At 60.4% G+C, this 25334-nt stretch carries 23 protein-coding genes and 1 pseudogene; 11 read left to right on the top strand and 13 right to left on the bottom strand.

From position 1 onward, the window contains the following. Positions 1-13: 13 nt before the first annotated feature. Entirely contained in the window at positions 14-475 is a 462-nt protein-coding gene (locus GR198_RS32490; protein WP_029873279.1) for a tRNA (cytidine(34)-2'-O)-methyltransferase, read from the bottom strand. Positions 476-861: 386 nt separating this feature from the next. Between GR198_RS32490 and GR198_RS32485 the strand changes: the two genes are divergently transcribed. Next, the gene (locus GR198_RS32485; protein ID WP_029873280.1) at positions 862-2718 is read left to right on the top strand and encodes an ABC transporter ATP-binding protein; all 1857 of its coding nucleotides are present in this window, start codon (positions 862-864) and stop codon (positions 2716-2718) included. Positions 2719-2820: 102 nt separating this feature from the next. Next, on the top strand, positions 2821-3090 hold the full coding sequence (locus tag GR198_RS32480; protein WP_003541771.1) for a ribbon-helix-helix domain-containing protein: 270 nt from the start codon (positions 2821-2823) through the stop codon (positions 3088-3090). Positions 3091-3436: 346 nt separating this feature from the next. Here the strand turns inward: GR198_RS32480 and GR198_RS32475 are convergent, their stop codons facing one another. Continuing rightward, positions 3437-3667, bottom strand: a complete 231-nt coding sequence (locus GR198_RS32475) for a CopG family ribbon-helix-helix protein (protein WP_026159969.1) — start codon at positions 3665-3667, stop codon at positions 3437-3439. A gap of 162 nt (positions 3668-3829) precedes the next feature. On the opposite strand from GR198_RS32475, the gene GR198_RS32470 reads away from it, so the two are divergent. Further along, entirely contained in the window at positions 3830-5743 is a 1914-nt protein-coding gene (locus GR198_RS32470; RefSeq protein WP_164070315.1) for an ABC transporter ATP-binding protein, read from the top strand. Here GR198_RS32470 and GR198_RS32465 read toward each other — a convergent pair. Continuing rightward, a complete protein-coding gene (locus GR198_RS32465; protein WP_029873282.1) occupies positions 5699-6631 on the bottom strand; it encodes an endonuclease/exonuclease/phosphatase family protein in 933 nt (310 codons plus the stop codon). The two genes, GR198_RS32470 and GR198_RS32465, sit on opposite strands and share 45 nt — an antisense overlap. A 283-nt stretch (positions 6632-6914) precedes the next feature. On the opposite strand from GR198_RS32465, the gene petA reads away from it, so the two are divergent. The 4 genes from petA to GR198_RS32445 all read left to right on the top strand — a co-directional run bounded on the left by petA (position 6915) and on the right by GR198_RS32445 (position 10345). Next, the gene (gene petA, locus GR198_RS32460) at positions 6915-7493 is read left to right on the top strand and encodes a ubiquinol-cytochrome c reductase iron-sulfur subunit (protein ID WP_003541752.1); all 579 of its coding nucleotides are present in this window, start codon (positions 6915-6917) and stop codon (positions 7491-7493) included. Positions 7494-7507: 14 nt separating this feature from the next. Next, positions 7508-8776 (top strand): cytochrome b, encoded by a 1269-nt coding sequence (locus tag GR198_RS32455; RefSeq protein WP_003541751.1) that lies wholly within the window; start codon positions 7508-7510, stop codon positions 8774-8776. 25 nt (positions 8777-8801) lie between these two features. Continuing rightward, a complete protein-coding gene (locus GR198_RS32450) occupies positions 8802-9686 on the top strand; it encodes a cytochrome c1 (RefSeq protein ID WP_003541750.1) in 885 nt (294 codons plus the stop codon). A gap of 116 nt (positions 9687-9802) precedes the next feature. Continuing rightward, a complete protein-coding gene (locus GR198_RS32445) occupies positions 9803-10345 on the top strand; it encodes an adenine phosphoribosyltransferase (RefSeq protein WP_003541749.1) in 543 nt (180 codons plus the stop codon). 24 nt (positions 10346-10369) lie between these two features. Here GR198_RS32445 and GR198_RS32440 read toward each other — a convergent pair whose 3' ends face one another. Continuing rightward, a complete protein-coding gene (locus tag GR198_RS32440) occupies positions 10370-10837 on the bottom strand; it encodes a MaoC family dehydratase (protein WP_029873283.1) in 468 nt (155 codons plus the stop codon). Between the two features lie 16 nt (positions 10838-10853). Next, positions 10854-11345 carry a MaoC family dehydratase gene (locus GR198_RS32435; protein ID WP_029873284.1) on the bottom strand — a complete coding sequence of 164 codons (492 nt, stop codon included), beginning with the start codon at positions 11343-11345 and terminating at the stop codon, positions 10854-10856. Between the two features lie 81 nt (positions 11346-11426). On the opposite strand from GR198_RS32435, the gene GR198_RS32430 reads away from it, so the two are divergent. Then, positions 11427-12539: a hypothetical protein gene (locus GR198_RS32430; protein ID WP_029873285.1), complete on the top strand. Its 1113-nt coding sequence runs from the start codon at positions 11427-11429 to the stop codon at positions 12537-12539. Between the two features lie 72 nt (positions 12540-12611). Here GR198_RS32430 and ychF read toward each other — a convergent pair whose 3' ends face one another. After that, complete coding sequence (gene ychF / locus GR198_RS32425; RefSeq protein WP_003541736.1) at positions 12612-13715, bottom strand: redox-regulated ATPase YchF; 1104 nt, start codon at positions 13713-13715, stop codon at positions 12612-12614. 341 nt (positions 13716-14056) lie between these two features. Between ychF and clpS the strand changes: the two genes are divergently transcribed. Further along, the gene (gene clpS, locus GR198_RS32420) at positions 14057-14368 is read left to right on the top strand and encodes an ATP-dependent Clp protease adapter ClpS (RefSeq protein ID WP_003541733.1); all 312 of its coding nucleotides are present in this window, start codon (positions 14057-14059) and stop codon (positions 14366-14368) included. A gap of 31 nt (positions 14369-14399) precedes the next feature. On the opposite strand, the gene GR198_RS32415 is transcribed toward clpS, so the two are convergent. The 5 genes from GR198_RS32415 to GR198_RS32395 all read right to left on the bottom strand — a co-directional run bounded on the left by GR198_RS32415 (position 14400) and on the right by GR198_RS32395 (position 19663). Continuing rightward, positions 14400-14852, bottom strand: a complete 453-nt coding sequence (locus GR198_RS32415; protein WP_029873286.1) for a GNAT family N-acetyltransferase — start codon at positions 14850-14852, stop codon at positions 14400-14402. A 5-nt stretch (positions 14853-14857) separates the two neighbouring features. Continuing rightward, positions 14858-15589 (bottom strand): aminoacyl-tRNA hydrolase, encoded by a 732-nt coding sequence (pth, locus tag GR198_RS32410; RefSeq protein WP_029873287.1) that lies wholly within the window; start codon positions 15587-15589, stop codon positions 14858-14860. Positions 15590-15779: 190 nt separating this feature from the next. Then, on the bottom strand, positions 15780-16493 hold the full coding sequence (locus GR198_RS32405; RefSeq protein ID WP_029873288.1) for a substrate-binding periplasmic protein: 714 nt from the start codon (positions 16491-16493) through the stop codon (positions 15780-15782). A 25-nt stretch (positions 16494-16518) separates the two neighbouring features. Then, positions 16519-18870: an EAL domain-containing protein gene (locus GR198_RS32400; RefSeq protein WP_029873289.1), complete on the bottom strand. Its 2352-nt coding sequence runs from the start codon at positions 18868-18870 to the stop codon at positions 16519-16521. Between the two features lie 184 nt (positions 18871-19054). Continuing rightward, a complete protein-coding gene (locus GR198_RS32395) occupies positions 19055-19663 on the bottom strand; it encodes a 50S ribosomal protein L25/general stress protein Ctc (RefSeq protein WP_029873290.1) in 609 nt (202 codons plus the stop codon). A gap of 296 nt (positions 19664-19959) precedes the next feature. Between GR198_RS32395 and GR198_RS32390 the strand changes: the two genes are divergently transcribed. Together GR198_RS32390 and GR198_RS32385 are read left to right on the top strand one after the other, a co-directional pair. After that, positions 19960-22044 (top strand): putative bifunctional diguanylate cyclase/phosphodiesterase, encoded by a 2085-nt coding sequence (locus GR198_RS32390; protein ID WP_029873291.1) that lies wholly within the window; start codon positions 19960-19962, stop codon positions 22042-22044. A gap of 102 nt (positions 22045-22146) precedes the next feature. Continuing rightward, positions 22147-23691 carry a hypothetical protein gene (locus GR198_RS32385; RefSeq protein ID WP_029873292.1) on the top strand — a complete coding sequence of 515 codons (1545 nt, stop codon included), beginning with the start codon at positions 22147-22149 and terminating at the stop codon, positions 23689-23691. Positions 23692-23912: 221 nt separating this feature from the next. On the opposite strand, the gene GR198_RS32380 is transcribed toward GR198_RS32385, so the two are convergent. Further along, positions 23913-24845, bottom strand: a complete 933-nt coding sequence (locus GR198_RS32380; protein WP_025395455.1) for a ribose-phosphate pyrophosphokinase — start codon at positions 24843-24845, stop codon at positions 23913-23915. Positions 24846-24950: 105 nt separating this feature from the next. Further along, a pseudogene (locus GR198_RS32375) lies at positions 24951-25334 on the bottom strand (hypothetical protein); the annotation flags it as partial.

The following is a 25334-nucleotide window of genomic DNA, read 5'->3' as shown; positions in this document are numbered from 1 at the left end:
GCGCCGGTGTCCGTCAGGCCCAGACGGTTTGGCGCATCGCCTCGCCGACGATCATCGCGGCCGAGACGGCGACGTTGATCGAGCGCTGGCCTTCGACCATCGGGATCAGCACGCGCGCATCGGCTGTTTCATGCACCTGATCCGGCACGCCGGCGCTTTCGCGACCGAAGAGCAGGACATCGTCCGGGCGGAAAGCAAGATCGGTGTAGCGCTCCGCAGCCTTTGTCGAGGCGAGGATCAGGCGGCGGCCGGTGCTCAGACGCCACGCCTCGAAGCGGTCCCAGTTGACATGGCGGGTGAGGGCGGCGGCGGCGATATAGTCCATGCCGGCCCGTTTCAGGTTGCGGTCGGAGATGTCGAAGCCGGCGGGTTCGATCAGATCGACCGCGAAGCCAAGGCAGGCGGCAAGACGCAGGATGGTGCCGGTATTGCCTGCTATATCCGGCTGATAGAGTGCCAGTCTGAGTGAAGTCATGATGCGCCGTTTTCCCGCTTTCGCCGCTCAAGGCCTAATGCAACTGTGATTTCGGCGCAACAGGGCGCGTTTTGACCCGAAGAGATGAAATTTTTGGCACAACAGGGCTGGAAAATTCCTCGTTTTCGCGTTATCGGTGCATATCTTCAATCGCCAGCAAGGAGCGCCAGAATGAATATTTTGCTGTATGTGCGCCTCCCGGCCATGATGCCAAGCAGTGCGATTTTCCGCCGATAGGGCGGGTTTCTTCCCTGAATTTCCTTTTTTGATCCATTGTGCGGCTGTCTCAGCCTCGCCCCTTGAACGTTCGGTTCCCATATGTGCTTGCATAGCGCTGGGATGGCGCGAAGCCGGGAGCCGGAACGCTGACGTTTCGGAGCAATTTCATGTTTGGCTGGTTCGAACAGCGACTCAATCCCTTTCCAAGCGAGGACCCTGTAGTCCCGCCGAAAGGTCTCTTTGCCTTTTGCTGGCATTACAGCAAGCCGGCGGCGCCTTGGCTTGGCCTGATGGCCGTGCTGACCGCGCTGATCGCTATCGGCGAAGTGGCGCTCTTCCAGTTCCTCGGCGACATCGTCGACTGGCTGACCAATGCCGACCGCGCCACATTCCTGGAGAGAGAAGGCCACAAGCTTTTCTGGATGGCGGCGCTGGTGCTGGTCGGCCTGCCTGTGGTCGCTGGGCTCGATTCGCTCATCATGCACCAGATGATGCTCGGCAATTATCCGATGATCGCACGCTGGCAGATGCACCGCTTCCTGCTGCGTCACAGCATGTCGTTCTTCGCCAACGAGTTTGCCGGGCGTGTCGCCACCAAGGTCATGCAGACCTCGCTGGCCGTACGCGAAACGGTGATGAAGATCCTCGACGTCTTTGTCTATGTCGTCACCTACTTCCTGACGATGATCATCGTGATTGCGGCGGCGGACTGGCGGCTGATGATCCCGATCCTCGTCTGGCTCGCGGTCTATATCAGCATCGTCGCCTATTTCGTGCCGCGGCTTCGCAAGATCGCGGCGGCGCAGGCGGATGCGCGTTCGATGATGACGGGCCGCGTCGTCGACAGCTATACGAATATCGCGACGGTTAAGCTGTTTTCGCATGCGGGCCGCGAGGAGGTCTATGCCAAGGAGGGCATGGACGAGTTCCTGCAGACCGTGCACAAGCAGATGCGCAAGGTGACGCTCTTCCACATCTTCGTCTACGTGAACAACTGCGTTGCGCTCTTCGTCATCTCGGGCCTGTCGATCTGGTTCTGGCTGAACGGGGCCATCTCGGTCGGCGCCATCGCCATCGCTATCGGTCTTGCTATGCGCGTCAACGGCATGTCGCAATGGATCATGTGGGAAGTCTCGGCGCTGTTCGAGAATATCGGCACGGTCTATGACGGCATGGAGATGATGAGCAAACAGCACGACATCGTCGACAAGCCGGACGCACCCACCCTGACGGCGAAGAAGGGCGCGATCCACTACGACCGCATCCGCTTCCACTACGGCAAGAGCAAGGGCGTCATCGACAACCTGTCGCTCGACATCAAGGCAGGCGAGAAGGTCGGTCTGGTCGGGCGCTCCGGTGCCGGCAAGACGACGCTGATGAACCTGCTGCTGCGCTTTTATGATCTTGAGGACGGCCGCATCACCATCGACGGGCAGGATATCGCCGGTGTCTCGCAGGAAAGCCTGCGTTCGCTGATCGGCGTGGTGACGCAGGACACCTCGCTGCTGCATCGCTCGATCCGCGACAACATCGCCTATGGTCGTCCCGAAGCAACGGACGACGAGGTGATCGAAGCCGCCAAACGCGCCAATGCCTGGGAGTTCATCGAAGGCCTCGTCGACATGCAGGGCCGCGCGGGGCTCGATGCGCAGGTCGGCGAACGCGGCGTCAAACTGTCAGGCGGCCAGCGGCAGCGCGTCGCGATCGCCCGCGTCTTCCTGAAGGACGCGCCGATCCTGGTGCTCGACGAGGCAACCTCGGCGCTCGACTCGGAAGTCGAGGCGGCGATCCAGGAAAACCTCTTCGCCTTGATGGAGGGCAAGACGGTGATCGCCATCGCCCACCGGCTGTCGACGCTGACGGAGATGGACCGGCTGATCGTGCTCGACAAGGGCCGGATCATCGAGGCCGGCTCGCACAGCGAACTGATCGAAGCAGGCGGTATCTATGCCGACCTCTGGAACCGCCAGTCCGGCGGCTTCCTCTCCGATCACGCCGACGAAGCGGAAGTGGCGGCGGAATAAGATGAAATGAGGCCCTCCCCGCGAAAGCGGGGAGCCTGCTTAACTGTTGAGAACAATTAAGAAGCTGTGCTACATTTCCTGGTCTCAACAAGGATATCGCCTATGGCGACCGTGACGATTTCATTGCCAGACAGCCTCAAGGCTTTTGTCGAAAGTCAGATGGCCAGCAAGGGCTATGGCAATGTCAGCGAATATTTCCGCGGCCTCGTTCGTGATGCGCAGGCGCGCGAAAACGAGGCGCGGCTCGAGGCTTTGCTGCTCGAGGGCCTGGCATCGGGTGATGCCGTGGAGGCAACGCCGGCATTCTGGAGCGATCTGAGAAAAGATGCCGCGCAGTTGCTAGCCGCACAGAGCAAAAAGAAGTCGCCGTGAGGCTTACAGTCAAGCCGGCCGCTCGCAACGATATTCTGTTGCAACTTGCCTATCTTGCGGAGCATGGCGGAGAGGAGCTCGGTCTGCGGTTCCTGCATGCGACCGAGCAGTCTTTCACACGCCTTCTCGACTATCCTCATTCCGGCACGCCTAAAACCTTCGTCAATTCGCATTTGACGGGCGTTAGATCATGGCCTGTTTCAGGTTTCGAGGATATTCGACTTATTATATCGTTGAGAGTGAAGCAGTTACGATCTTGCGCGTTCTGCACGGCCGCCGGGATGTTATTGGCATTCTTGGCGAGGATTGACGCCCGCCGACGACCATGCGGAGATTGTTTTTCCGCTCACAAACTGTCGGCCCAGTCGATCACGCGGTGATGCTCGACGACCACCATGGTGTTGGCGGCCGCGATCGTGCGCAACGCGACGAGGCGGCGGTGCTCCTCCTGATCGATCCAGGTGGCAATGGCCTCGGCGACGATCTCGTCGCGCGGCAACCCCAGGGCGAATGCCAGGGCATCCAGCCTTTCTGCAAGCGGAAGCGGAATATGCACATCGAGCATTTTCGTTTCCATGGAAGTGGTCTCCGGTAAAGCGCGATCGTAACGTGAGATTGTGACCGGTTCGGGGGCATTCAATGGGTATGCCGCCGATGTTACCATTAATTACCAAAATATAAGGTTTCGGTCGCTTTTCATTCCCTTTGCCGGTCCGGTTATTCCGCCTATATCGCTTCTATGTTCCTAAGCCCCATCCTCCGCCGGTTCGAAACCTGGATCGATCCGTTCCGCCCACGCGCCAATCTCCAGCCGCCGCGCTCGACGCTCGGATTCATCTGGTTCTATATCGGCCAGGCGAGGATGCCGTTCATCGCCATGCTCTTTCTCGGTGGCGCGTCGGCGGCGATCGAGGCAGCGCTCTTCTGGTTCGTCGGGCGGCTCGTCGATATCCTCGGGAGCATCACGCCGGGTGCCGGCTGGAGCGGTCTTCTCGCCGCCCATGGCGGCGAATTGTTCGGCATGCTCGCCCTCATCGGGCTGGTGCGCTTCGTCATCGCCTTCCTGATCGCGCTCGTCGACCAGCAGGTGATCACGCCGGGTTTTTACAATCTCGCACGCTGGCAATCCTATCTCCACGTCTCCAGGCAATCCTTGTCGTTTTTCCAGAGCGATTTTTCCGGACGCATCGTCACCAAGGTCTGGTCGGCGGGGCAGGCCACCGGCGATCTCGTCACCTCGCTGATGGAAAGCGTCTGGTTCGTCGGCATCTATGCCGTAACGACGCTCGTGCTCGTCGCCCAGCTGGACTTTTCCCTTGCAGCCGTCGTGCTGTTCTGGCTTGGCGCCTTCAGCCTGCTGGCGCGCCACTTTGTCCCGCGGATCCGCCATCATTCCCGCGAAACGGCGGAGGCCGGATCGATGCTGAACGGCAGGATGGTCGATTCCTACAGCAACATGCAGACGCTGAAGCTGTTTGCGCGTGACGAGGAGACCGACCGCTACATGCGGCAAGGCTTCGATATCTATCAGGATACGGTGCTGCGCTTCACGCGGTTCATCACCGGTGTCAGGGCCTCGATGGCGCTGCTCTCCGGCCTGATGATCGTGACGATGGCGGGGCTCTGCGTCGATCTCTGGCTGCGCGGCCTCATCAGCTCGGGTGCGGTGGCGTTTTCGCTGGCGCTGGTGCTCAGGCTGAATTTCCTGCTGGGAAGGCTGATGACGCAGTTCAACGGCATCATGCGCAATCTCGGCACCATTCAGAACGCCGCCGAGTTGATCTCCCAGCCTCTGGGGCTCGTCGATCGGGCTGATGCGAAAACCTTGGTGATCCGGCAGCCCGGTGTCCGCTTCGACAATGTTTCCTTCCGCTACGGCAAGGGCCACCAGACGGTCGTGGAGAATTTCTCGCTGACCATCCGCCCGGGCGAAAAGGTCGGGATCGTCGGCCGTTCGGGCGCCGGTAAATCGACGCTGATGAACCTGCTACTGCGCCTCTACGATATTCAGGACGGCCGTATTCTCATCGACGGCCAGGATATTGCAGCCGTGACGCAGGAATCTCTCAGGATGCAGATCGGCGTCGTCAGCCAGGACACCTCGCTGCTGCATCGTTCAGTGCGCGACAATATCCTGTTCGGGCGGCCCGATGCCGGCGAGGAGGGGCTGGTTGAGGCAGCCAGGCGCGCCGAAGCCATCGATTTCATCGAACGCCTGCAGGATCAGCAGGGCCGCAGAGGTTTCGATGCGCATGTCGGCGAACGCGGCGTCAAACTGTCAGGCGGGCAACGGCAGCGCATCGCCATTGCCCGCGTCATGCTAAAGGACGCCCCGATCCTCGTCCTCGACGAAGCGACATCGGCGCTCGATTCGGAAGTGGAAGAAGCGATCCAGTCCAATCTCCATCAGATCATGGAAGGCAAGACGGTGCTTGCGATCGCCCATCGGCTGTCGACGATTGCCGCGCTCGACCGGCTGATCGTCGTCGACCTCGGACGGATCATCGAGGAAGGCAGCCATGACGAATTGCTTCGCCACGGCGGGCTCTATGCCGAACTTTGGGCGCGCCAGTCCGGCGGCTTCCTTGCTACGGATGAGGATGCAGGCTCAAGGGTCGACGACGAATTCCGCCATGAGGCCAAAATGATTTGATCCGAAGCCGTTTTCGATGCGGCGGACCGATTTCAGCCGCAGCGGCGCCCGGGTAAAGATATGATCGATCGGAATACCGAAGGCGCCGGCGCGGATCGGCCATGTCGCGGGCTCCAGCGATGCCGTGCCCAAGCCTTGAGTGCGCATGAGATACTGCACGTCGGGCGCGAGAATCGACGTATTGAAATCACCGGCGAGAACGAGCGGTCCCGAAAGGGTAGGGATGATCTCTGCTAGATCCCAGATTTCGAGGCCGTGGAACTCGTCGTAATAAGGTTTTGTCAGGTGCGCGGCGAGGAAATTGACCTTCTGGCCATCGAAATCGATTGTCGAGATCGTCAGCCGGTTGCGCCAGAGCAGGCCGAGATTGCGGATACGGGGTTCGATCAGCGGACGCTTCGACAGCACCAGCGTATCGCATTGCTCCATGACGACACCGCAGCCGATATAATAGGGATAGGTCTTCAACAACCGCGGCAGTTCCGACAGCAGCGGCTCGGCCTCCAGGATGTTGACGACATCGGCGCCTGAGGCGATGACCATGTCGGCAATGTCAGGGCCGTTTGCGAAATTATCGTTCTCGATATTGAAGGACATCAGCCTGAACAGGGCCGGGCGGCTCTCCTCGACTGATGGTTCGACGAATTCGCGCATCATCACGATGCCATGGACTGCAAGAACCACCGATACCACAAGGGTCAGCAGGCCATACCAGTGCCGCTTGACGAGAAGGGCGGCGACCGAGGCCACCGCGCCGGCTGCCGCCAGATGAACCTGGAAGCTGTAAAAGAAGGACAACAGATAAAAATCGGTGACGTATCGCAGGGAGACGATGGCGAGAACAAGCGTCGTAAGGACGCTGAATACGCAAAAAATCGTGTCTCTCATCCGCTCCGGTCCGGCTCGATGGCGTGGTAGCGACTGCGCCTATCACGGCGGCTTTTTTGTTGCAATGCAACATAACGGCAAGCGCGTGTTTGCCTTAAAAAATTCATCCGAAATTTCCCGCGACATTGTGCCCTCATCCCCTTGCCAAGGCTGGACATAATTTGCGATCAAGCATAGAACGCGCCGGATTGCTGGGGAATCTATGGCCGAATTGTGTCTAGAGAGATTCGCCGGTAGAGGGGTAGGGCGGAATTCCGCGAAAATTGCGCAGAGGATGTTAGCCGTGAGCGAACACGAAACGACAAGCGAGGGCACGGGCGAACCCACTCGCCGTGATTTCCTTTATCTCACCACTGGTATGGCAGGCGCCGTCGGCGCCGTCGCGGTCGCTTGGCCGTTCATCGATCAGATGCGTCCTGACGCTTCGACGCTTGCTCTCGCCTCCATCGAAGTCGACGTTGCCAGCCTTGAGCCCGGCATGTCGCTGACAGTCAAGTGGCGCGGCAAGCCGATCTTCATCCGCAATCGCACGCCCGAGGAAGTGGAAGCGGCAAACGCCGTCCAGCTTGCTGATCTGAAGGACCCGATCGCGCGCAATGCAAACCTTCCTGTCGACGCTCAGGCAACGGGTGTTGACCGTTCGGGCGGCAAGGGCAAGGAAAACTGGATCGTCATGATCGGCACCTGCACCCATCTCGGCTGCGTCCCGCTCGGCCAGGCCGGCGAATACAATGGTTGGTTCTGTCCCTGCCATGGCTCGGTCTACGACACGGCCGGCCGCATTCGCAAAGGTCCTGCGCCCGAGAACCTGGCGATCCCGACCTTTTCATTTGTGTCCGATACCAAAATCAAGATCGGTTGAGGGGAGACTGATATATGAGTGGCCATTCCAGCTACGAGCCATCAACCGGCCTCGAGAAATGGGTCGATGCGCGCCTTCCGCTGCCGCGCATGGTCTATGACAGCTTCATCGCCTACCCGGTTCCGCGTAACCTGAACTATGCCTATACTTTCGGCGCCATGCTCGCCGTCATGCTGGTGGTGCAGATCCTGACGGGCGTCACGCTCGCCATGCATTACGCTGCTGAATCGTCGGTCGCCTTCAACTCCGTTGAAAAGATCATGCGCGACGTCAACCAGGGCTGGCTGCTGCGCTATATGCATGCCAACGGCGCATCCTTCTTCTTCGTCGCGGTCTACCTGCACATTGCCCGCGGCCTCTACTACGGCTCCTACAAGGCGCCGCGAGAAATTCTCTGGATTCTCGGTGTGGTCATTTATCTCCTGATGATGGCGACTGGCTTCATGGGTTACGTTCTGCCCTGGGGCCAGATGTCCTTCTGGGGCGCGACCGTCATCACCGGCTTCTTCTCGGCCTTTCCCCTGATTGGCGAATGGTTGCAGCAGTTCCTGCTCGGCGGTTTCGCAGTCGAACAGCCGACGCTGAACCGCTTTTTCTCGCTCCACTACCTGCTGCCCTTCATGATCGCCGGCGTCGTCGTCCTGCACATCTGGGCGCTGCACGTCGTCGGCCAGACGAACCCGACGGGCGTCGAGGTCAAGACGAAGACGGACACGGTGCGCTTTACGCCCTATGCGACCATGAAGGATGCGCTCGGCGTATCGATCTTCCTTATGGTCTATGCCTATTTCGTCTTCTACATGCCGAACTTCCTCGGCCATGCCGACAACTACATCCCGGCCGACCCGTTGAAGACGCCGGCCCACATCGTTCCGGAATGGTACTTCCTGCCGTTCTACGCGATGCTGCGTTCGATCACCTTCAACATCGGCCCGATCGACTCCAAGCTCGGCGGCGTGCTCGTGATGTTCGGCGCGATCATCGTGCTCTTCTTCCTGCCCTGGCTCGATACCTCAAAGGTCCGTTCCGCCGTCTACCGCCCTTGGTACAAGCTGTTCTACTGGCTGTTCGTGATCAACGCGATCATCCTCGGCTGGCTCGGCTCGCAGCCGGCGGAAGGCTTGTTCACCACGATCTCGCAGATCTGCACACTCCTCTACTTCGCTTTCTTCCTGGTCGCGATGCCGGTTCTCGGCTTGGTGGAAACACCGCGCCGCATCCCGAACTCGATCACCGAAGCGGTGCTCGAAAAGCGCAACAAGACCGCAGCGGTCAAGGCATAAGCGAGCGACGGAAGGGAATAGAAATATGAAAACGCTTGTTACAAGCATTCTCTCGTTCGCATTCGCCGCCGGTCTCGGCAGTGCGGTGCTGGCCCAGGAGGCGACGCCCGCCAACGGTGCAGCTCCGGCCCATCACGCGGAAGGTGAGACGCCGCATTATCCGCTGAAGCATCCGAAGGAGGAGGAATGGTCTTTCGCCGGTCCGTTCGGCCATTACGACAAGGGCCAGCTCCAGCGCGGCCTCAAGGTCTACACGGAAGTCTGTGCAGCCTGTCATTCGATGAAGCTCGTGCCTTTCCGCACGCTCGACGAACTCGGCTATTCCGAGGCGCAGGTGAAGGCCTTCGCCGCGAATTACGAGGTCCAGGACGGTCCCGACGCCAGCGGCGAGATGTTTACCCGCAAGGCAGTTCCTTCCGATTACTTCCCGTCGCCTTTCCCCAATGCTGAAGCCGCGGCTGCTTCCAACAATGGCGCGGCTCCGCCCGACTTTTCGCTGATTGCCAAGGCCCGCGCGGTCGAGCGTGGCTTTCCGCAGTTCGTTTTCGACATTTTCACGCAGTATCAGGAAAGCGGCCCGGACTATATCCACGCGTTGCTGACCGGCTATGAAGAGCCGCCGGCCGGTTTCCACGTGCCGCAGGGTGGACATTATAACCCTTATTTCAATGCGGCCGCCGTCCTCGCCATGCCGAAGCCGCTCTCCGACGGGCAGGTGACCTATGACGACGGCGCGCCGGCGACGGTCGACCAGTATTCGAGGGATGTCTCCGCCTTCCTGATGTGGGCCGCCGAGCCGCACCTCGAGGCGCGCAAGCGCACCGGCTTCATGGTCATGATCTTCCTGGCGATCTTCACGGTGCTGATCTACCTGACGAAGCGTTCGATCTACGCCAATAAGGAACATTGAGCGGTTCCCGATCGACATTCAAAAGGCGGCCTCTGGCCGCCTTTTTTGTTGGTTCCGCCTCTGGCAATTGATAGGGTGCGGCCCAGTTTCATGCCCTCGCAGAATATGGACTTTCCATGAACAATACGACTTCGGAGCTCGCAGCCAGCATCCGCTCCATTCCCGACTATCCCAAGCCCGGTATCATCTTCCGCGACATCACCACGCTGCTTGGCAACCCTCGGGCTTTCCGCCGGGCGGTCGACGAACTCGTGCAGCCCTATGCCGGCACGAAGATCGACAAGATTGCCGGCATGGAGGCGCGCGGCTTCATTCTCGGCGGTGCGGTGGCGCACCAGCTTTCCTCAGGCTTCGTACCGATCCGCAAGAAAGGCAAGCTGCCGCACGAGACCGTGCGCATCGCCTACAGCCTGGAATATGGCGTCGACGAGATGGAGATGCATCGCGATGCTGTCCAGCCCGGCGAGAAGGTGATCCTGGTCGACGACCTGATCGCCACCGGCGGTACCGCGGTCGGCGCGACGAAGCTATTGCGCCAGATCGGTGCGGAAGTGGTCGGCGCCTGTTTCGTCATCGACCTGCCGGATCTTGGCGGCCGCAGGAAGCTGGAAGAGCTCGGCGTCGTCGTGCACACGCTGGTCGAATTCTCCGGCCACTGAGCCCTCATCCTCCCGCCTGCAGCGTCAGTCGAATTCGAGCACGCTGCTTTCAAAGCGGATAACGGCATCGCCGTTTTGATTGACGCCCTCGCAGAGGATGGTGTTGAGGTGCCATCCCGGCCGCGACGCAAGCGCCCGGCTGGAGAGGAAGGCGACGGAATAGCTGACGACGTCGCCGACGAAGACCGGCCGCAGCCATTGAAGTTTCTGGAAACCTGGCGAAGGGCCGAGGTTCGGCGACGTCAGCCCCTTTTGCGCGAGTGCGGCGCTCTGCCTTTCCCAAAAGGCGAGGAATGTCCGCATCCACGCGGCGGTGGTGTGCCAGCCTGAGGCGCAGAGATCGCCGAAGAGGGTGTCTTTGGCGGCTTCTTTGTCGACGTGGAAACGCTGCGGATCGTAGCGCGTCGCGAAACGGATGATGTTTTCCTCGGTAAAAATGTAGCTGCCGATCTCGGCCTTCTCGCCAACCGCGTAAAGCTCGGACATTCTCATGCTGACGCCTCCGGGCTCATGCTGACGTCTCCGGGCTTATGCCGATATCCGCGGGACGGGCGCGCATGCCGAACATGACCGAATTCTCCGAGACGCAGACAAGTTCGCCGCGCTGGTTTAGCACCTCGTGGCGAAACTTGACGATGCCGATGCCGGGGCGCGATCGCATCGGCCGGGCTTCAAGCACGATCGAGTGGCCGGAGAGCGTGTCGCCGGCAAGCACCGGCTTTCGCCATTCCATCAGATCGACGCCCGGCGCACCCTCGCAGAGCGAATGCAGCACATAACTGTCGGCCATCATGCGCATGAACATCGAAGAGGTATGCCAGCCGGAGGCGGCAAGGCCGCCGAGAATGCTGGCGCGGCCGGCAGCCTCATCGAGATGCATCGGTTGCGGGTCGAATTCGCTTGCGAACTCAATGATTTCCTCGGTGGTCACCGGCTTCGGGCCAAGCGCGAAGCGGCGGCCGGGCTGGAAATCCTCGAAGGAAAGCTTTTCTGCCGACATTCGCTCCTCCCGCCATATGCAGCGCACAATGCTTACAATAGCATCCGCGCGGGCTCAATGATTCCGGGGAGATAAACCGGCATGACTGAACTAAGGTCGATACTCGACGAGGCCGTGCGCCAGGAGCTGATTTCGCCGGAGGCGGGCGGGCGTCTTCTGCCGTTCCTGACGGAGCGTGGGGTCGCCGTCATCGAGGGTGGGGTCGCTGAGGCACAGCCGGCAATGGAAGCGGAGGGGCAGGCCTGGTCGGATACCGAGACGCCACGCTTCGTGCGTGGCTTCCACGACGTGCTGATCACCATCGGCGTGGTGGTGGCGCTCGGCGGCCTCTGGGGGCTTGCCGCACTTTATGCCGTGCTGCCTGCGATCATCGTGCTTTCGGAAATCCTGGTGCGCCGCCAGCGGCTCGCTTTGCCGGCCGTCAGCCTGACGATTGCGCTGCTCTGCTGGACATTCCTGCTGATGTCCTTCTTCGTCAAGCCGGGAACATCAGCCTTCAATGATATTGGGGCGGAGGCGACGCAGTTCGTCGCCGGCTTCCCGATCATTCTCGGCCTCTATTATGCCCGGTACCGCGTGCCGCTGTCGCTGGCGCTCTGCATCACCTCGGCCCTTGCGTTGGTGCTCACCCTGCTATTGCGCCTCATGCAATGGGCGAGCGGCGATCCGCAATTCTTCTCCAACCATCCCCTCCTGCTCGCGGTGGCCTTCCTCGTTTGCGCGCTCGGGCTGTTTGCGACGGCGCTCTATTTCGACCTCGGCGATCGGTTGCGCCGGACGACACGCTCCGACATTGCCTTCTGGCTTCACCTCGGCGCGGCACCGGCTCTGCTCTTCAGCGTAAGGCTGCTGATGTCGTTCGACGGCAATTTGCTCGATGTTGCCCAGGCGGTGTCGATCAAGACGCCCATCATTGTTATCAGCGTGGCGGTGTTGATGCTGATCGGCCTTGTCATCGACCGGCGCGCCTTCGTCACGTCAGGCCTGCTGTCGCTCGGTTTTGCGATCTACGGCATTTTCCGGCAGGGGAGTGCGACGGTTGACACCTATATCTTCACGACGCTGATCGTCGTCGGAGCGATCGTGCTCATCATCGGAACCGGCTGGATGCCGCTGCGCCGCATCGTGCTGCGGGCGCTGCCGGCCGCCATTTCGCAACGACTGCCGCCTGCCGTCTTGGCGGCGACGCCGTAAATCTTACGATTTCGCCCAAACCGCTGAGCGATTTGGGCGAAATGAATTGATCGGGATAGCGCCAACTTCCGTTCAGGTGTTGAAGCGGAAGTGGATGACGTCGCCGTCCTGGACGACGTATTCCTTGCCTTCGTCGCGCGCCTTGCCGGCATCCTTGGCGCCGACTTCGCCGTTGTATTTGATGTAGTCATCATAGGCGATGGTGTTGGCGCGGATGAAGCCGCGCTCGAAATCCGAATGGATGACGCCGGCGGCCTGCGGCGCCTTGGTGCCGCGCTCGATCGTCCAGGCGCGCGTTTCCTTCGGGCCGACGGTAAAATAGGTGATGAGGTGGAGCAGCTTGTAGCCGGCGCGGATCAGCCGGTCGAGGCCCGCCTCGTCAAGGTCGAGGGCGGAGAGGAATTCCTTGGCTTCCTCGTCGGGAAGCTGGGCGACCTCAGACTCGATCGCCGCCGAGATGACGACGGTTTCGGCACCCTGTTCCTTCGCCATGATGGCAACGGCCTCGGTGAATTCGTTGCCGGTCGAAGCATCGCCTTCGGCGACGTTGCAGACGTAGAGCACCGGATGCGAGGTCAGAAGGTTGAGGCTCTTGAGGATGACGATTTCTTCCGCATCGAGCGTCGACAGCAGCGTGCGCACCGGCTTGCCTTCGTTGAGCAGCTTCAGCGAGGCTTCCATGATCGGCAGCATCGCCACCGAATCCTTGTCCTTGCTGGTGGCGCGCTTGCGAGTCTGCTCGGTGCGGCGCTCCAGGCTTTCGAGGTCGGCAAGCATCAGCTCGGTCTCGATCGTCTCGGCATCGGCGACCGGGTTGATGCGGCCCTCGACATGAGTGATGTCGCTGTCTTCGAAGCAGCGGAGCACATGGACGATGGCGTCGACCTCGCGGATATTGGCGAGGAACTGGTTGCCGAGGCCTTCGCCCTTCGAGGCGCCGCGCACCAGGCCGGCGATATCGACGAAGGAGATGCGGGTCGGGATCAGTTCTTTCGACTTGGCGATGTCGGCAAGCTTGCGCATGCGCGGATCGGGAACGGCGACTTCGCCGGTGTTCGGCTCGATGGTGCAGAAGGGGTAGTTCGCCGCCTGTGCCGCCGCCGTCTTGGTGAGCGCGTTGAAGAGGGTCGATTTGCCGACATTCGGCAGCCCGACGATACCGCATTTGAAGCCCATGGCTAAAACCTGCTGTTCTTGAATTCCTTGCTGGTGCCTATGGGATAAAGGAGCAATATGGTCAAGTCTTAGAGAGCTTTTAGCGTCGCTCACTTGCCGACGGATCGGTGCTGGCCTATTCTTGAAAGCGACGGAGATTTCGACGTATTGCTGATTTCACCAGAATGCCGGCCGCTGTTCGCATAGACGCAGTTGACCTTTCGGTGACGATGCCGGCGACCAGCTCCTGCCCGTTTGAGGTCGGGAGCCGCACCGGCTAACCGTCAAAAATTCGTCATCGACAATGATTAGATGGTTGTGAAGATTTCTGACCCCATGTCATCAACGGGTGGATTTTTCCGATGAGTGACAATGACATTGCCCTGAAACCGAAGGCCAAAGTGAAGCTCAAGCTGGACAAGCCGAAGCTCTACAAGGTCATTCTCGTCAATGACGATTATACGCCGCGCGAATTGGTGATCATGATCCTGAAGGCCGTCTTCCGCATGAGCGAGGAGACCGGCTACCGGGTGATGATGACGGCGCACAAGCTCGGTTCCTGCGTGGTCGTGGTCTGCGTCAGGGACATCGCCGAGACCAAGGCCAAGGAAGGCATCGACCTTGCCAAGGGCATGGGCTTTCCGCTGATGTTCACCACCGAACCGGAGGAATAGGCGCTTTCCGAGGGACGCCGCGAATATGGAGTCAGGACCGGCGGATCTGATAGCCGGTCTTGTCCTGCACGAAACCGCAATTCTCGTAGAAGCGCAACGTTGCCGGATTCTTGGAGCCGGTAAGCAGCATCACCTTGTAGCATCCGTCGTTCCAGGCGTCTGTGACCGCGTGGCCGATGACGGTGCGGGCATAACCGCGCTTGCGATGATCGGCATGGGTGACGACGTTTTCGATGAGCGCATAGGGCGCGCCGTTCCGTGTCAGGTTCGGCACGACGACGCTTGCGACGGTGGCGACGGCGACCTCACCCGCAAAACCGATGAAGACGGTCATGCCGGGCTGGGCCAGGATGGCGGAAAAGCGTTCTTCGGCAATGGCCTCGTCAAGAACCGGATCGGTGGGGTTCAGGTGACGGTAAAGCGTCATGAGACCGGCGAGATCGCCGCGGGCAGCCGGGCGGATGATGACGTCTTGATCCGGCATCGGTCTCAATCGCCCTTTTTGCCGAACATCTTCTTCAGCATGTCGGCCATCGGGCCGGTGGCCGGCAACTTCGGCTGATTGTGGTTGCGGGCCTGATGGATATGCGACTGGCCGGCCGGCTTCTTCTCGGCGTCCTTCTTTTCCTTCGCCGGTTTCTCCTCCTCGGCCTTTCCGCCGAGCGCCAGCGCGATCTTGTTCATTAGCTGTGAATCCTCGTTTCGCACCAGCATGTCGGCATTGTCGGCGAGCGTGTCGAGAAGCGGCTCAAGCCAGGCCTTGTCGGCCTTGGCGAAATCGCCGAGCACATGGTTCTGCACCATTTCCTTGATGCCGGGATGGCCGATACCGAGGCGTAGCCGCCGGTATTCCCTGCCGCAATGCGCATCGAGCGACTTGATGCCGTTGTGGCCGTTGTGGCCGCCGCCGGTCTTCAGCCGCGCCTTGCCCTGGGGCAGGTCGAGCTCGTCGTAGATGGCTACGAGATCGGCCGGCTGGAGCTTGTAGAAACGCATCGCTTCGCCGACGGACTCGCCGGAAAGGTTCATGAAGGTCTGCGGCTTCATCAGCAGCACTTTCTCGCCGCCGACCTCGCCCTCGGCGATCTCGGCCCTGAACTTCTTCGACCAGGGCGAAAAGCTGTGGCGCCGATGGATGGCGTCGACGGCCATGAAGCCGATATTGTGACGGCTGCCGGCGTATTTGCCGCCGGGATTGCCGAGACCCGCGATGATCAGCATGGCCTGTCTTTCCTCGCTAAAGCATGTCGCGCAAAGTGTGCAGCGGTTTTGCGACAACCACATGCGTAAAAACAAAGACCTAAAGCGCGAGGAGCGAATCTGAAAGATCGCGACGCGCTTTAGAACTTCCCGCCGTTCACCACCGCGAAATGAAAGCAAAGTCAAGCGGAAAGGGGAGTTGTCTTCGGAGTCATTCCGACAGGTTCATGCCGTATTTCAGGAAGATCTGCTTCTGGTCGCCATCGGCGATCAGCTTGTCGAGGGCAGCCTGCATCCTGGCGCGCAGATCGTCCGGAAAGTTCTTCTCGCAGGCGATGCCCATTGGCTGGGCGGAGAGCACGGTCACCAATTCCACCGGCTGGTCGGCCTTCAGTTTTTCGAAATAGAGTTCGGAGATCGGCATCATGTCGATGCGCCCGCCAAGCAGCTTGCGCAGCGTCGCATTGAAGTCGCTGGCGACATCGAGCTTGGTGAAACCCTTTTCCTTCAGGATCGTCTCGGTATAATCCTCGCGCTGCGTGCCGACCGTATATTTCTTCGCCTCGTCCAGATTGCCGGCGGTGACGCCCGAGCCCTTGCGGGTGATCAGGATGTTGCGGTCGATGAGCAGCGGCTCGACCCATTTGAACAACGGGTCGCGTGCGGCGTTGTGGGCGGTTGCAAAGACACAAGTCATCGGCGCCGTGCGGGCAAGGCTAAAAGCGCGCGCCCAGGGCATGATCTCGATCGTGTAGTCGACGCCGATCGCGGCCATCACCTTTTCGACCTGCTCGACGGTTGCGCCCTTGATCTCCTTGCCTTCGCGATAGTTGAAGGGGGCATAGTCCTCGGTCGTGAACGTCACCGTTTGCGCATGGGCGGTGCAGGGCAGCGCCAGCCATGCGAGAAGCAGGAGCTTTTTCATCCGTCTCATCTCCTTGGTTCTTCGTTCACGAGGCGCGTGCGACGGCCGATTGCGAGGCCGTCAGTTGCTCGATCAGCGTGGCGGCGTGCTGCGGACGATGGAAGAGATAGCCCTGGCCGTAGTCAAGCCCCATCTGATGGAGCGTGCGGCATTCCTCTTCGGTCTCGATGCCCTCGGCAATGACGGTGCAGTTCATCTTGTGGGAAAGCGTAGTGATGCCTTCGATCAGCATGCGGCTCTTCTGGCGCACGTCGTCGTCGCCGTCGTTGATCGCGCGGGTGAACGACTGGTCGATCTTGATGATGTCGACGGGGAAGCGATTGAGGTAGCTCAGCGACGAATAGCCCGTGCCGAAATCGTCAAGCGCGATGCGGCAGCCGAAGCGACGAAGCTCCGTGACGATCAAGCGGATCTGTGGGTTGTCGTGCATCAGCACGGCTTCGGTGATCTCGACGACGATGCGCTCGGGGCGGATGCCGTGGCGGCCGACGATGGCGGCAAGACGGGCCGGCAGCGCCGGCTCGAACTGCAGCGGCGAGAAGTTGATGGCGAGATAGGTATCCTGCATGCCTGATATGCGGGAAATCTTCGCGAGGTTGGCGATCGCCTTTTCCATGATGGCGTTGCCGACGCGGACGATCTTTGCCGTTTCCTCGGCGACGCTGATGATCTCGGCCGGCGGCATCAAGCCCTTCTGCGGATGGTTGAGGCGCATCAGCGCCTCGAAACCGGCAATCCCGCGGCCGTTCAGGGTGACGATCGGCTGCAGGAAGGCTTCGAACCAGTTGTCGACGAGGCCGGCTTCGATATTGGCCTCGATTTCGGCACGGCTGCGAGCGCGGTCGAGCATAGCATTGTCGAAGAGCTGGGCGCCGTTCTTGCCGTCGCGTTTCTTGGCATACATCGCCATGTCGGATTTTTGCAGCAGCTCGGCCGCGGTTTCGGCATGATGCGGATAGATGGCGATGCCGACGGAAGCGCTCAGATGCATGTCGGGGGCGAATGGCGTTTCGAAGATCGAGGCGATCTGCTCGCACATCACCTTGGCGCGGTTTTCGGCGTCCTTGGCCGGCAGCAGGATGGCAAATTCGTCGCCGCCGAGACGGGCCGCCTCGTCGGAGGGGGCAAGATGGGTCTTCAGGCGCTCGACGAGCTCGACCAGCGCCATGTCACCAGCGGCATGGCCCATATTGTCGTTGATCCACTTGAAACGGTCGAGATCGACGAAGAGACAGGCGAGTTCCTGGCCGGCGGCATCGGCGGCGGCGATCTTGTTGTCGAGGACGGCTTCGAAGCCCTGGCGATTGAGAAGCCCGGTCAGGTGATCGGTGATTGCCTGACGGTGGTTGCGGTCCTCGGAGGCCTTGAGTTCGGTCACATCGGTCATGACCGATAGCGAGAGGCGGTCTTGAGCGCCAGCTCCCGCCTCCGATTCCATGATGAGGACGTCCATGGTGCGGCCATCCAGGCAAACGAACTTGACGGTGACGGTCATGCCGCTTTCGGCCTGGCGGCGCTTGACGAATTTGTCGCGGGTCGCGGGGGTGACGAGATTGGCGAAGTTGCGGCCGATGACGGCGGCGCGGTTATAACCTGTGGCAAGCAGCCAATAATCGCTGACGGCGGTGATGCGGTCTTCCTCGTCGAGCGAGAAGAGCATGGCGGGCGTCAGATTGTAGATGTCGGTGGCGCGGCGGTGTGCGAGCTTCAGCTCCTTTTCCTCGCTTTCGAGCTTGGTCTGCATCTCGTTGAAGCTTTGGGCAAGCCGTCCCATCTCGTCGTTCGACTGCCAGTCGACATGATGGCGGGAGCCTAGCTGGCGGGTGGCCTCGATTGCCGCCGTCAGCCGCATCAGTGGCTGGATGACGAAGAAGCGGTTGCCGATCAGCGCCGTGCCGAAAACGGTCAGCACCGCGAAGATGAAGATCGAGATGAAGACGACCTCTTCCTGCTTCAGGCCGGAAAACAGGCCGAGCGCAGGATAATAGACGCTGATGCTGCCGAGGTTCTTCGGACCGTCGACGGTGTTGTAGATGATGGCGCGCGACACCTGCACGAGCTTGCCGTCGAAGGAGCGCGGAATGGTGGACTGACTGACGTCGAGTTGGCCCGACTGGTCACGCACTTCGACCTTGACGATGGCGCCCTGGGAAACGACCGTCGCGCTGATCTGGGTGACGCTGTCCTCATCGAGGTCCCAAAGGGGTTTGGCCAGCGCCTGGGCATTGGCGACAAGAAGAACGGAGATATGGTCGCGTATTTCCTTGTCGGCCCGCTCCGAGGAAAGAAAAAGGAAGAGAACAAAGAGGGGAGCGACAAAAACAAGCAGCGCTCCGCAAACTATCGCAAAAAATCTGTTCTCAACGGAATTGTTCATGGTTCCGTCTACTCCCCAGGCCGGCCATATTTGCTGTCGTGCGTTGAGGCGGGCTTCTTCGCAACTGACGGAGCATGCTTTCACGAATTTGTTAAATGTTGCTGAAACGGGGCGTTTCCGGGCAATGAAAAGCCCGCTTTCCAGGGGAAAGCGGGCCATATGCTTTACAAATTGGTCGAAGCGATCAGGCTTCGGCTCCACCTTCCGCAGCAGTCTCGTCAATGCCGCCAGCCGGGGCAATGATGGTCGCGATCGTGAAGTCGCGGTCGATCACAGGAGTGACACCCTTCGGCAGGGTGACTTCCGCGATATGGATGCTGTCGCCGATCTTCTTGCCGCTGAGGTCGATGTTGAAGAACTCAGGGATCGCATCGGCCGGGCAATGAACTTCGACTTCATGGCGAACGATGTTTAGAACGCCGCCGACCTTGAGGCCCGGGGACTTCTCTTCGTTGATGAAGTGCACGGGGATTTCGACGGTCACCTGGGTGTTGCCGGAGACGCGCAGGAAATCGACATGCATCGTGAAGTCACGGACCGGATCGAGCTGGTAGTCCTTCGGCAGAACCTTGTGCTTCTTGCCGTCGACGTCGATCGTCGCCACGGTGGTCATGAAACCACCGGCGTGAATGCGCTTCGTCACCTCATTGGTGTTGAGAGCGATGGCAATGGGGGCCTGCTTGTCACCATAGATGACAGCGGGAATCAAACCGTTGCGGCGAAGATCACGGGCGGACCCCTTACCAACCCGTTCGCGCGCCTCGGCCTTGAGCTCGTAAGTTTCCTGGCTCATGGCTATTCCTTTCGAGGTTATTTGGAGAGTTCGGCGGCGGGCAAAAGCCTTGTTCCGACGAACCGGAGGCGGTATGACCCGACCTCATCCGCGTTGCCTCCAAGGGTGTCTACACGGACCGGTGGCCTATATTATAAGTCGATCGGAAACGCAAGTTGCGGATTTGGGTTGTTTTTTGCCCATATACACGCTTTCGCCAAGGTTTAACCATCGAAAACGAAATCGGCGGCGATTAATAAATCCTGCGTTTACCCGCCAATATAAGCGGAGCCGTCTCAAGTTGCCGGTTGCCTCTCATGTTGCGCGTCCTTTCCTGTATCACCGTCGAACACAGCCTTCCGCATCTGATCTTCGCCACCGTTATCTGTGTGCTCGGATCGATGCTGTCGATGCGCCTCTTCACCCGGGTGCGCCGATCGCAGGGGCTGCAGAAAACCAACTGGCTGTTTCTCTCCGGTTTCGTTGGCGGCTCGACCATCTGGACGACGCATTTCATCGCCATGCTCGGTTACCAGACGCCGGTGGCGAACGGCTATGAGCCGACGCTGACGCTGCTGTCGCTGTTTGCCGCCGTCGCGACGACGATGACCGGCTTTGCCATCGCGTCAATCGCGCAGAAGAGCGCGCTTATCGAGGCAGGCGGCGTGATCGTCGGCCTCGGCATCGCGGTCATGCACTATGTCGGGATCGCCGGTTACGAGATCGAGGGTCGTCTCGAATGGCAGACCTCTTATGTCGTCGCCTCGCTGGTCTTCGCCGGCTTGTTCGGCGCAGTCGCCACCAATCGCGTCTGCCGGCCGATCACGCGTTTCTGCCGCCACGGGGCTGCCCTTTCGCTGATGCTTGCGATCGTGCTCACGCATTTCACCGGCATGGCGGGGCTGACGATCCTGCCGGATGCCACTGTTGCTGCACCCACCGAGATCATCTCGGACGGCATCATGACCGGTCTCGTCAGCGCCGTCATGATCATCATCCTGGCGCTGGGTGCCTCCACCTATATCATCGACATGCAGTCGACGCAGGCAGCCGTCGAGCGTTACCGCCATCTGTCGCTGCATGACCCGCTGACCAATCTTGCCAATCGCGCCGCCTTCAACGAGCATCTGTCGGCGCTGGTCAACAAGCCGAAGGACATGACGGCCAATATCGCCGTGCTTTCCTTCGACCTCGACCGTTTCAAGGAAATCAACGACGTTCATGGCCATGCCGCCGGCGATGCCGTGCTGCGCGCCGTCGCCGAGCGGCTGTCCAAGATCACGCAGAACGGCCAGTTCGTGGCGCGGGTCGGCGGCGACGAGTTCGTGGCCGTCATGTGCGATTATTTCGTCCGTTCGGACGCCAAGGGACTGGCACAACGCATGCTCGACGAGATCGCCCGGCCGATCGAATGGAACGGCCATGCGCTGACCGTCGGCTCCAGTATCGGTATCTCGACCTATCCCGGACAGGCGGACACTTTGGACGACTTGCTGTCGCAGGCCGATATCGCCATGTATCGGGCAAAATCGACAGCGACCAACAGCATATGCTTCTATGAGCCCTCGATGGACCAGGCAGCGCGCGAACGCAACGCGCTGGCGAGCGAGATGCGGGAGGGGTTGGCGCGCGGTGAATTCGAGCTGTTCTACCAGCAGCAGAATGACACGATGACGCGCGACATCGTTGGCCTGGAAGTGCTCCTGCGCTGGAGACATCCCGTGCGCGGCTACATCTCACCCGTCGAATTCATTCCGATCGCGGAAAAGACCGGCTTTATCATGGAGCTTGGTGAATGGGTGCTGCGGGCCGCTTGCACGGAAGCGGCGACCTGGAAGAACCCGCTGCGCATCGCCGTCAATGTTGCGCCGCAGCAGCTCGGCGACAACCGCCTACCGCAGATCGTGCATCAGATCCTTCTCGAGACCGGCCTGCCGGCGGCGCGACTCGAGATCGAGATCACCGAATCCGGCATTATCGCCGATCATCAACATGCGCTGCAGGCAATCCGCCGGCTGAAAGCGCTCGGCGTCAAGGTGGCGATGGACGATTACGGCACGGGTTATTCGTCACTGTCGACACTGCAGAGCTTCCCGTTCGACAAGATCAAGATCGACCGCGCCTTCGTCGACGGCGTCGTCACCAACAAGCAGTCTGCGGCGATCGTGCGTTCGACGCTCATTCTTGCGGCAAGCCTCGACATACCGGTGCTTGCTGAAGGCGTCGAAAACGAAGACCATATCGACTTCCTGCGACGGGAAGGCTGCCTGCAGGTGCAGGGCTTCCTCTTCGGTAAGCCGGGACCGCGCTCGGGCATCGAGGCGATCGTCAACGGCGAGGTGCCGACCGTACAGCAGGAAAGGGTTCTTGCGCCGGCCGTGAAGAAATCCGTGGCCGCGTGAGCGGCAAATTGCCATTCTCTGCCGCAGCTGAGGTTGACATCGGCGCGCTTCGCATCTTTGGATGGCCCGCATTCAAAAAAGCGGCTGAGGAGAAATCGGACTATGCGTCTCAAACTTGTCACGGCAACGAGCTTGCTGGCACTTTGCCTTGTCACCACGGCCCAGGGTGTCGAGATCAATCAGGATGGCGCCAATGCGGTCAAGGAGACGCTGACGAAGCTGCTTCCCGAGGATCTGGCGAAGAGCGGCATGGTCACCGTCAATCCGGCGGGCACACGCTACGAGATCATCTACGATCTGGCGAAGCTGCTTGCCAAGGCCGATCCGGCGACATTCGCGATCAACGGGCTGACGCCGTTCTCGATGTTCGCCACGCCGCTCGACAGCGGGCTCTGGAACATCGAGGGTGACAACAACCTCAACGTTTCCGGTCATTTCAAAGGCCCCGACCAGAAGCCGACGGATTTTTCCTACTCCATCGCTTCGCTTGTCTACACCGGCGTCTTCGACCCGGCGATCAGCTATCTGCGCTCCGGCACCTTCACCGGCAAGGACATCAAGGTCACCAGCAAGTCCGACACCGAGGAAGTCCATGCCAGCATCGCCGCGATCGACCAAAAGCTGAGTTCGACGGACAGTGCAGGCGGCAACGGACGTATCGATTTTGCGGGCAGCGGCTCGATGTCGACTTTCGTCGAGCAGGTTTCCGGACTGCAAATGCCGCCCGTTGAAATCCGTGCCGATTCGATCGATTTCGATGCCAAGGTGAACGGCCTGCCGGCCAAGCAAATCCGCGAGATCGTCCTTTTCGTTCTCGACCATCTCGAGGAGAAGGAACTAAGCCCGGAGAATAGCGACAAGATAAAGGGAATGCTCAAGCAAGCCTTCCCGATTCTTGCCTCGTTCAGCGAGACGATCGGGGTCAATAATCTGACCATCAGCAGCCAGATGGGCAATGGCGGCGTCAAGGCATTCGGTTACAATGTGGCTGTCGACGGGCCGAGCGACGCCATGCGTTTCGGCTTCGGCATCAATGCGCAGGATATCAGCCTCGACAGCCCGCTGATGCCGGCAAGCTATTCACCTTTCGTGCCGGCCAGCTTCGAGCTGCAACTCGCCATGCCGAATCTGGATTTCGCCACCTTTGGCGAAGCCCTCATGGCGATGGATTTCAATGACAAGGCGCCGGAGACGAGTGGCGAGGAGATGAGCAAGAAGCTCTTCCCTGATGGTCGTCTCACCGTCGAGTTTCCGAAGGTCAGCGCCAAGTCCGATGTCTACGACGTCGACATGACCGGCAAGATCGAGGGGCGGGTCGACACCGAAAAGGACTATTCGATGGAGGCGACGATCCTTGCCCGCGATCTCGACAAGACGATTGCCGCGGTTCAGGAGCTTGCCAAGACGGATCCCGACCTCAACCAGGTCTCCTTCGGCATCATGATGGTGAAGGGTTTCGCCAAGACCGATGCAGATGGCCGCTCGCGCTGGGACATCAGCGTCAGCCGCGACGGCGCGATCGCCGTCAACGGGCAGGTGGTCAAGGGGCCGGATGGTCCGGATCAGGATCAAGGGCTGGAGTCAGACCAGGAGCAGGAACCGGACCAGGGTCAGGACGCGGTACCTGCGCCGCCGCAGCAGCCTTGAGCGTTATCAATTGGGATCAGAAATGAACGGAAGCCGGCCTTGTGCCGGCTTTTTTGTGCCCAACGATCGCAACGGCGGGTTATTCCGGGCTTTTGTTGTCACCGAACGCGGCTCGGCGACAACCAACGGCCAGCAATTCATGCGGCTCGGAGAGCATGCCCGGTAATAGCTTGGTCCATCTGATGCAGAAATTGAAAGAGCCGGTCGAATGCCGGCTCTCTTTAATCGAACAGGCTGGAGACGGACTCTTCCTGAGCCGTTCGGCTGATGGCTTCGCCGATCAGAGGGGCCGTGGTCACGATGCGGATATTGTGCGCCGAGAGAACCGCCGTGGTCGGCTGGATCGAATCCGTGATGACGAGTTCGCGCAGCTTCGAGGATGTGACGCGGGTGACTGCGCCGCCCGAGAGAACGCCGTGGGTGATATAGGCGGTGACGCTGGATGCGCCCTTGGCCAGCATCGCGTCGGCCGCGTTGCAGAGCGTGCCGCCGGAATCGACGATATCGTCGATCAGCAGGCAGTCCTTGCCGGCAATGTCGCCGATGATGTTCATGACTTCGGAATCACCCGGCCGATCGCGACGCTTGTCGACGATGGCCAGAAGACAGTCCAGCCGCTTGGCAAGCGCGCGGGCGCGAACCACACCACCGACGTCAGGCGAGACGACCACGACGTTGCTGAGGTCATAATGGCTCTTGATGTCGCGCGTCAGCACGGGCATGGCGAAGAGATTGTCGGTCGGAATGTCGAAGAAGCCTTGGATCTGCCCGGCATGGAGATCGAGCGTCATGACGCGATCAGCGCCGGCTTCGGTAATCAGGTTTGCGACTAGCTTGGCGGAGATCGGCGTGCGGCCTGAAGCACGGCGGTCCTGACGCGCATAGCCGAAATAGGGAAGGACGGCGGTGATGCGGCGGGCTGACGAACGACGCATGGCGTCGATCATGATCAGCAGTTCCATCAGGTGGTCGTTTGCGGGAAAAGCGGTGGGCTGTACAAGGAAAACGTCCTCGCCGCGCACATTTTCCTGGATTTCCACGAAGATTTCCTGATCGGCAAACCTTCGAACACTGGCTTTCCCCAAGGGAACATTGAGATAGTTGCAGATCGCTTCGGCGAGTTGCCGGTTCGAATTGCCCGCGAAAACCTTCATTTTGGTCCGCCTGTTACGCGCTGATAGCCGCGCTTTTTAGTCAGCTTCCCCGTGAATGCAAGGGCAAAGGCGCCACAGGCTTCCATATTTGCAAAAAGTTTGTGACTAACCGCCCTGAGCCTGCCGCCAGGAAGAGAATTCCGCGATGGTTTTCGAGGCGATCTGCTGCATCACCGAGGCCGGAACGCCCGCCCATGGATCGGCCGCGGCCGTCGGCACGCTTTCCTGTCCCTGGATGCGGTGCAGGCGGCCGCCGCCGCTGTCGAGAATGTCCCAGACATAGACCACGGTGACCTTGCCGTCGTCGCTGAAGGCGGAGAGGTAGCCCTTGAGGATGTAGTCGCTGCTCGCGTCGTTCGAACTCTTGATGGAAAGGCCGTGTGCGCGCGCCTCGGCACCGAGCTGGCGCGAGAGCGGTGTCACGGCCTGCACCGGCGCGCCGATGATCGGCAGGAAGCGCACGGTATTGCCGCGGGCGGAGGAGGAACT

This window comes from Rhizobium leguminosarum, from assembly GCF_010668065.1.
Lineage (GTDB): Bacteria > Pseudomonadota > Alphaproteobacteria > Rhizobiales > Rhizobiaceae > Rhizobium > Rhizobium leguminosarum_S.
Note: the sequence above shows the minus strand (reverse complement) of the source record. Positions and strands in the feature narration are given on the sequence as shown.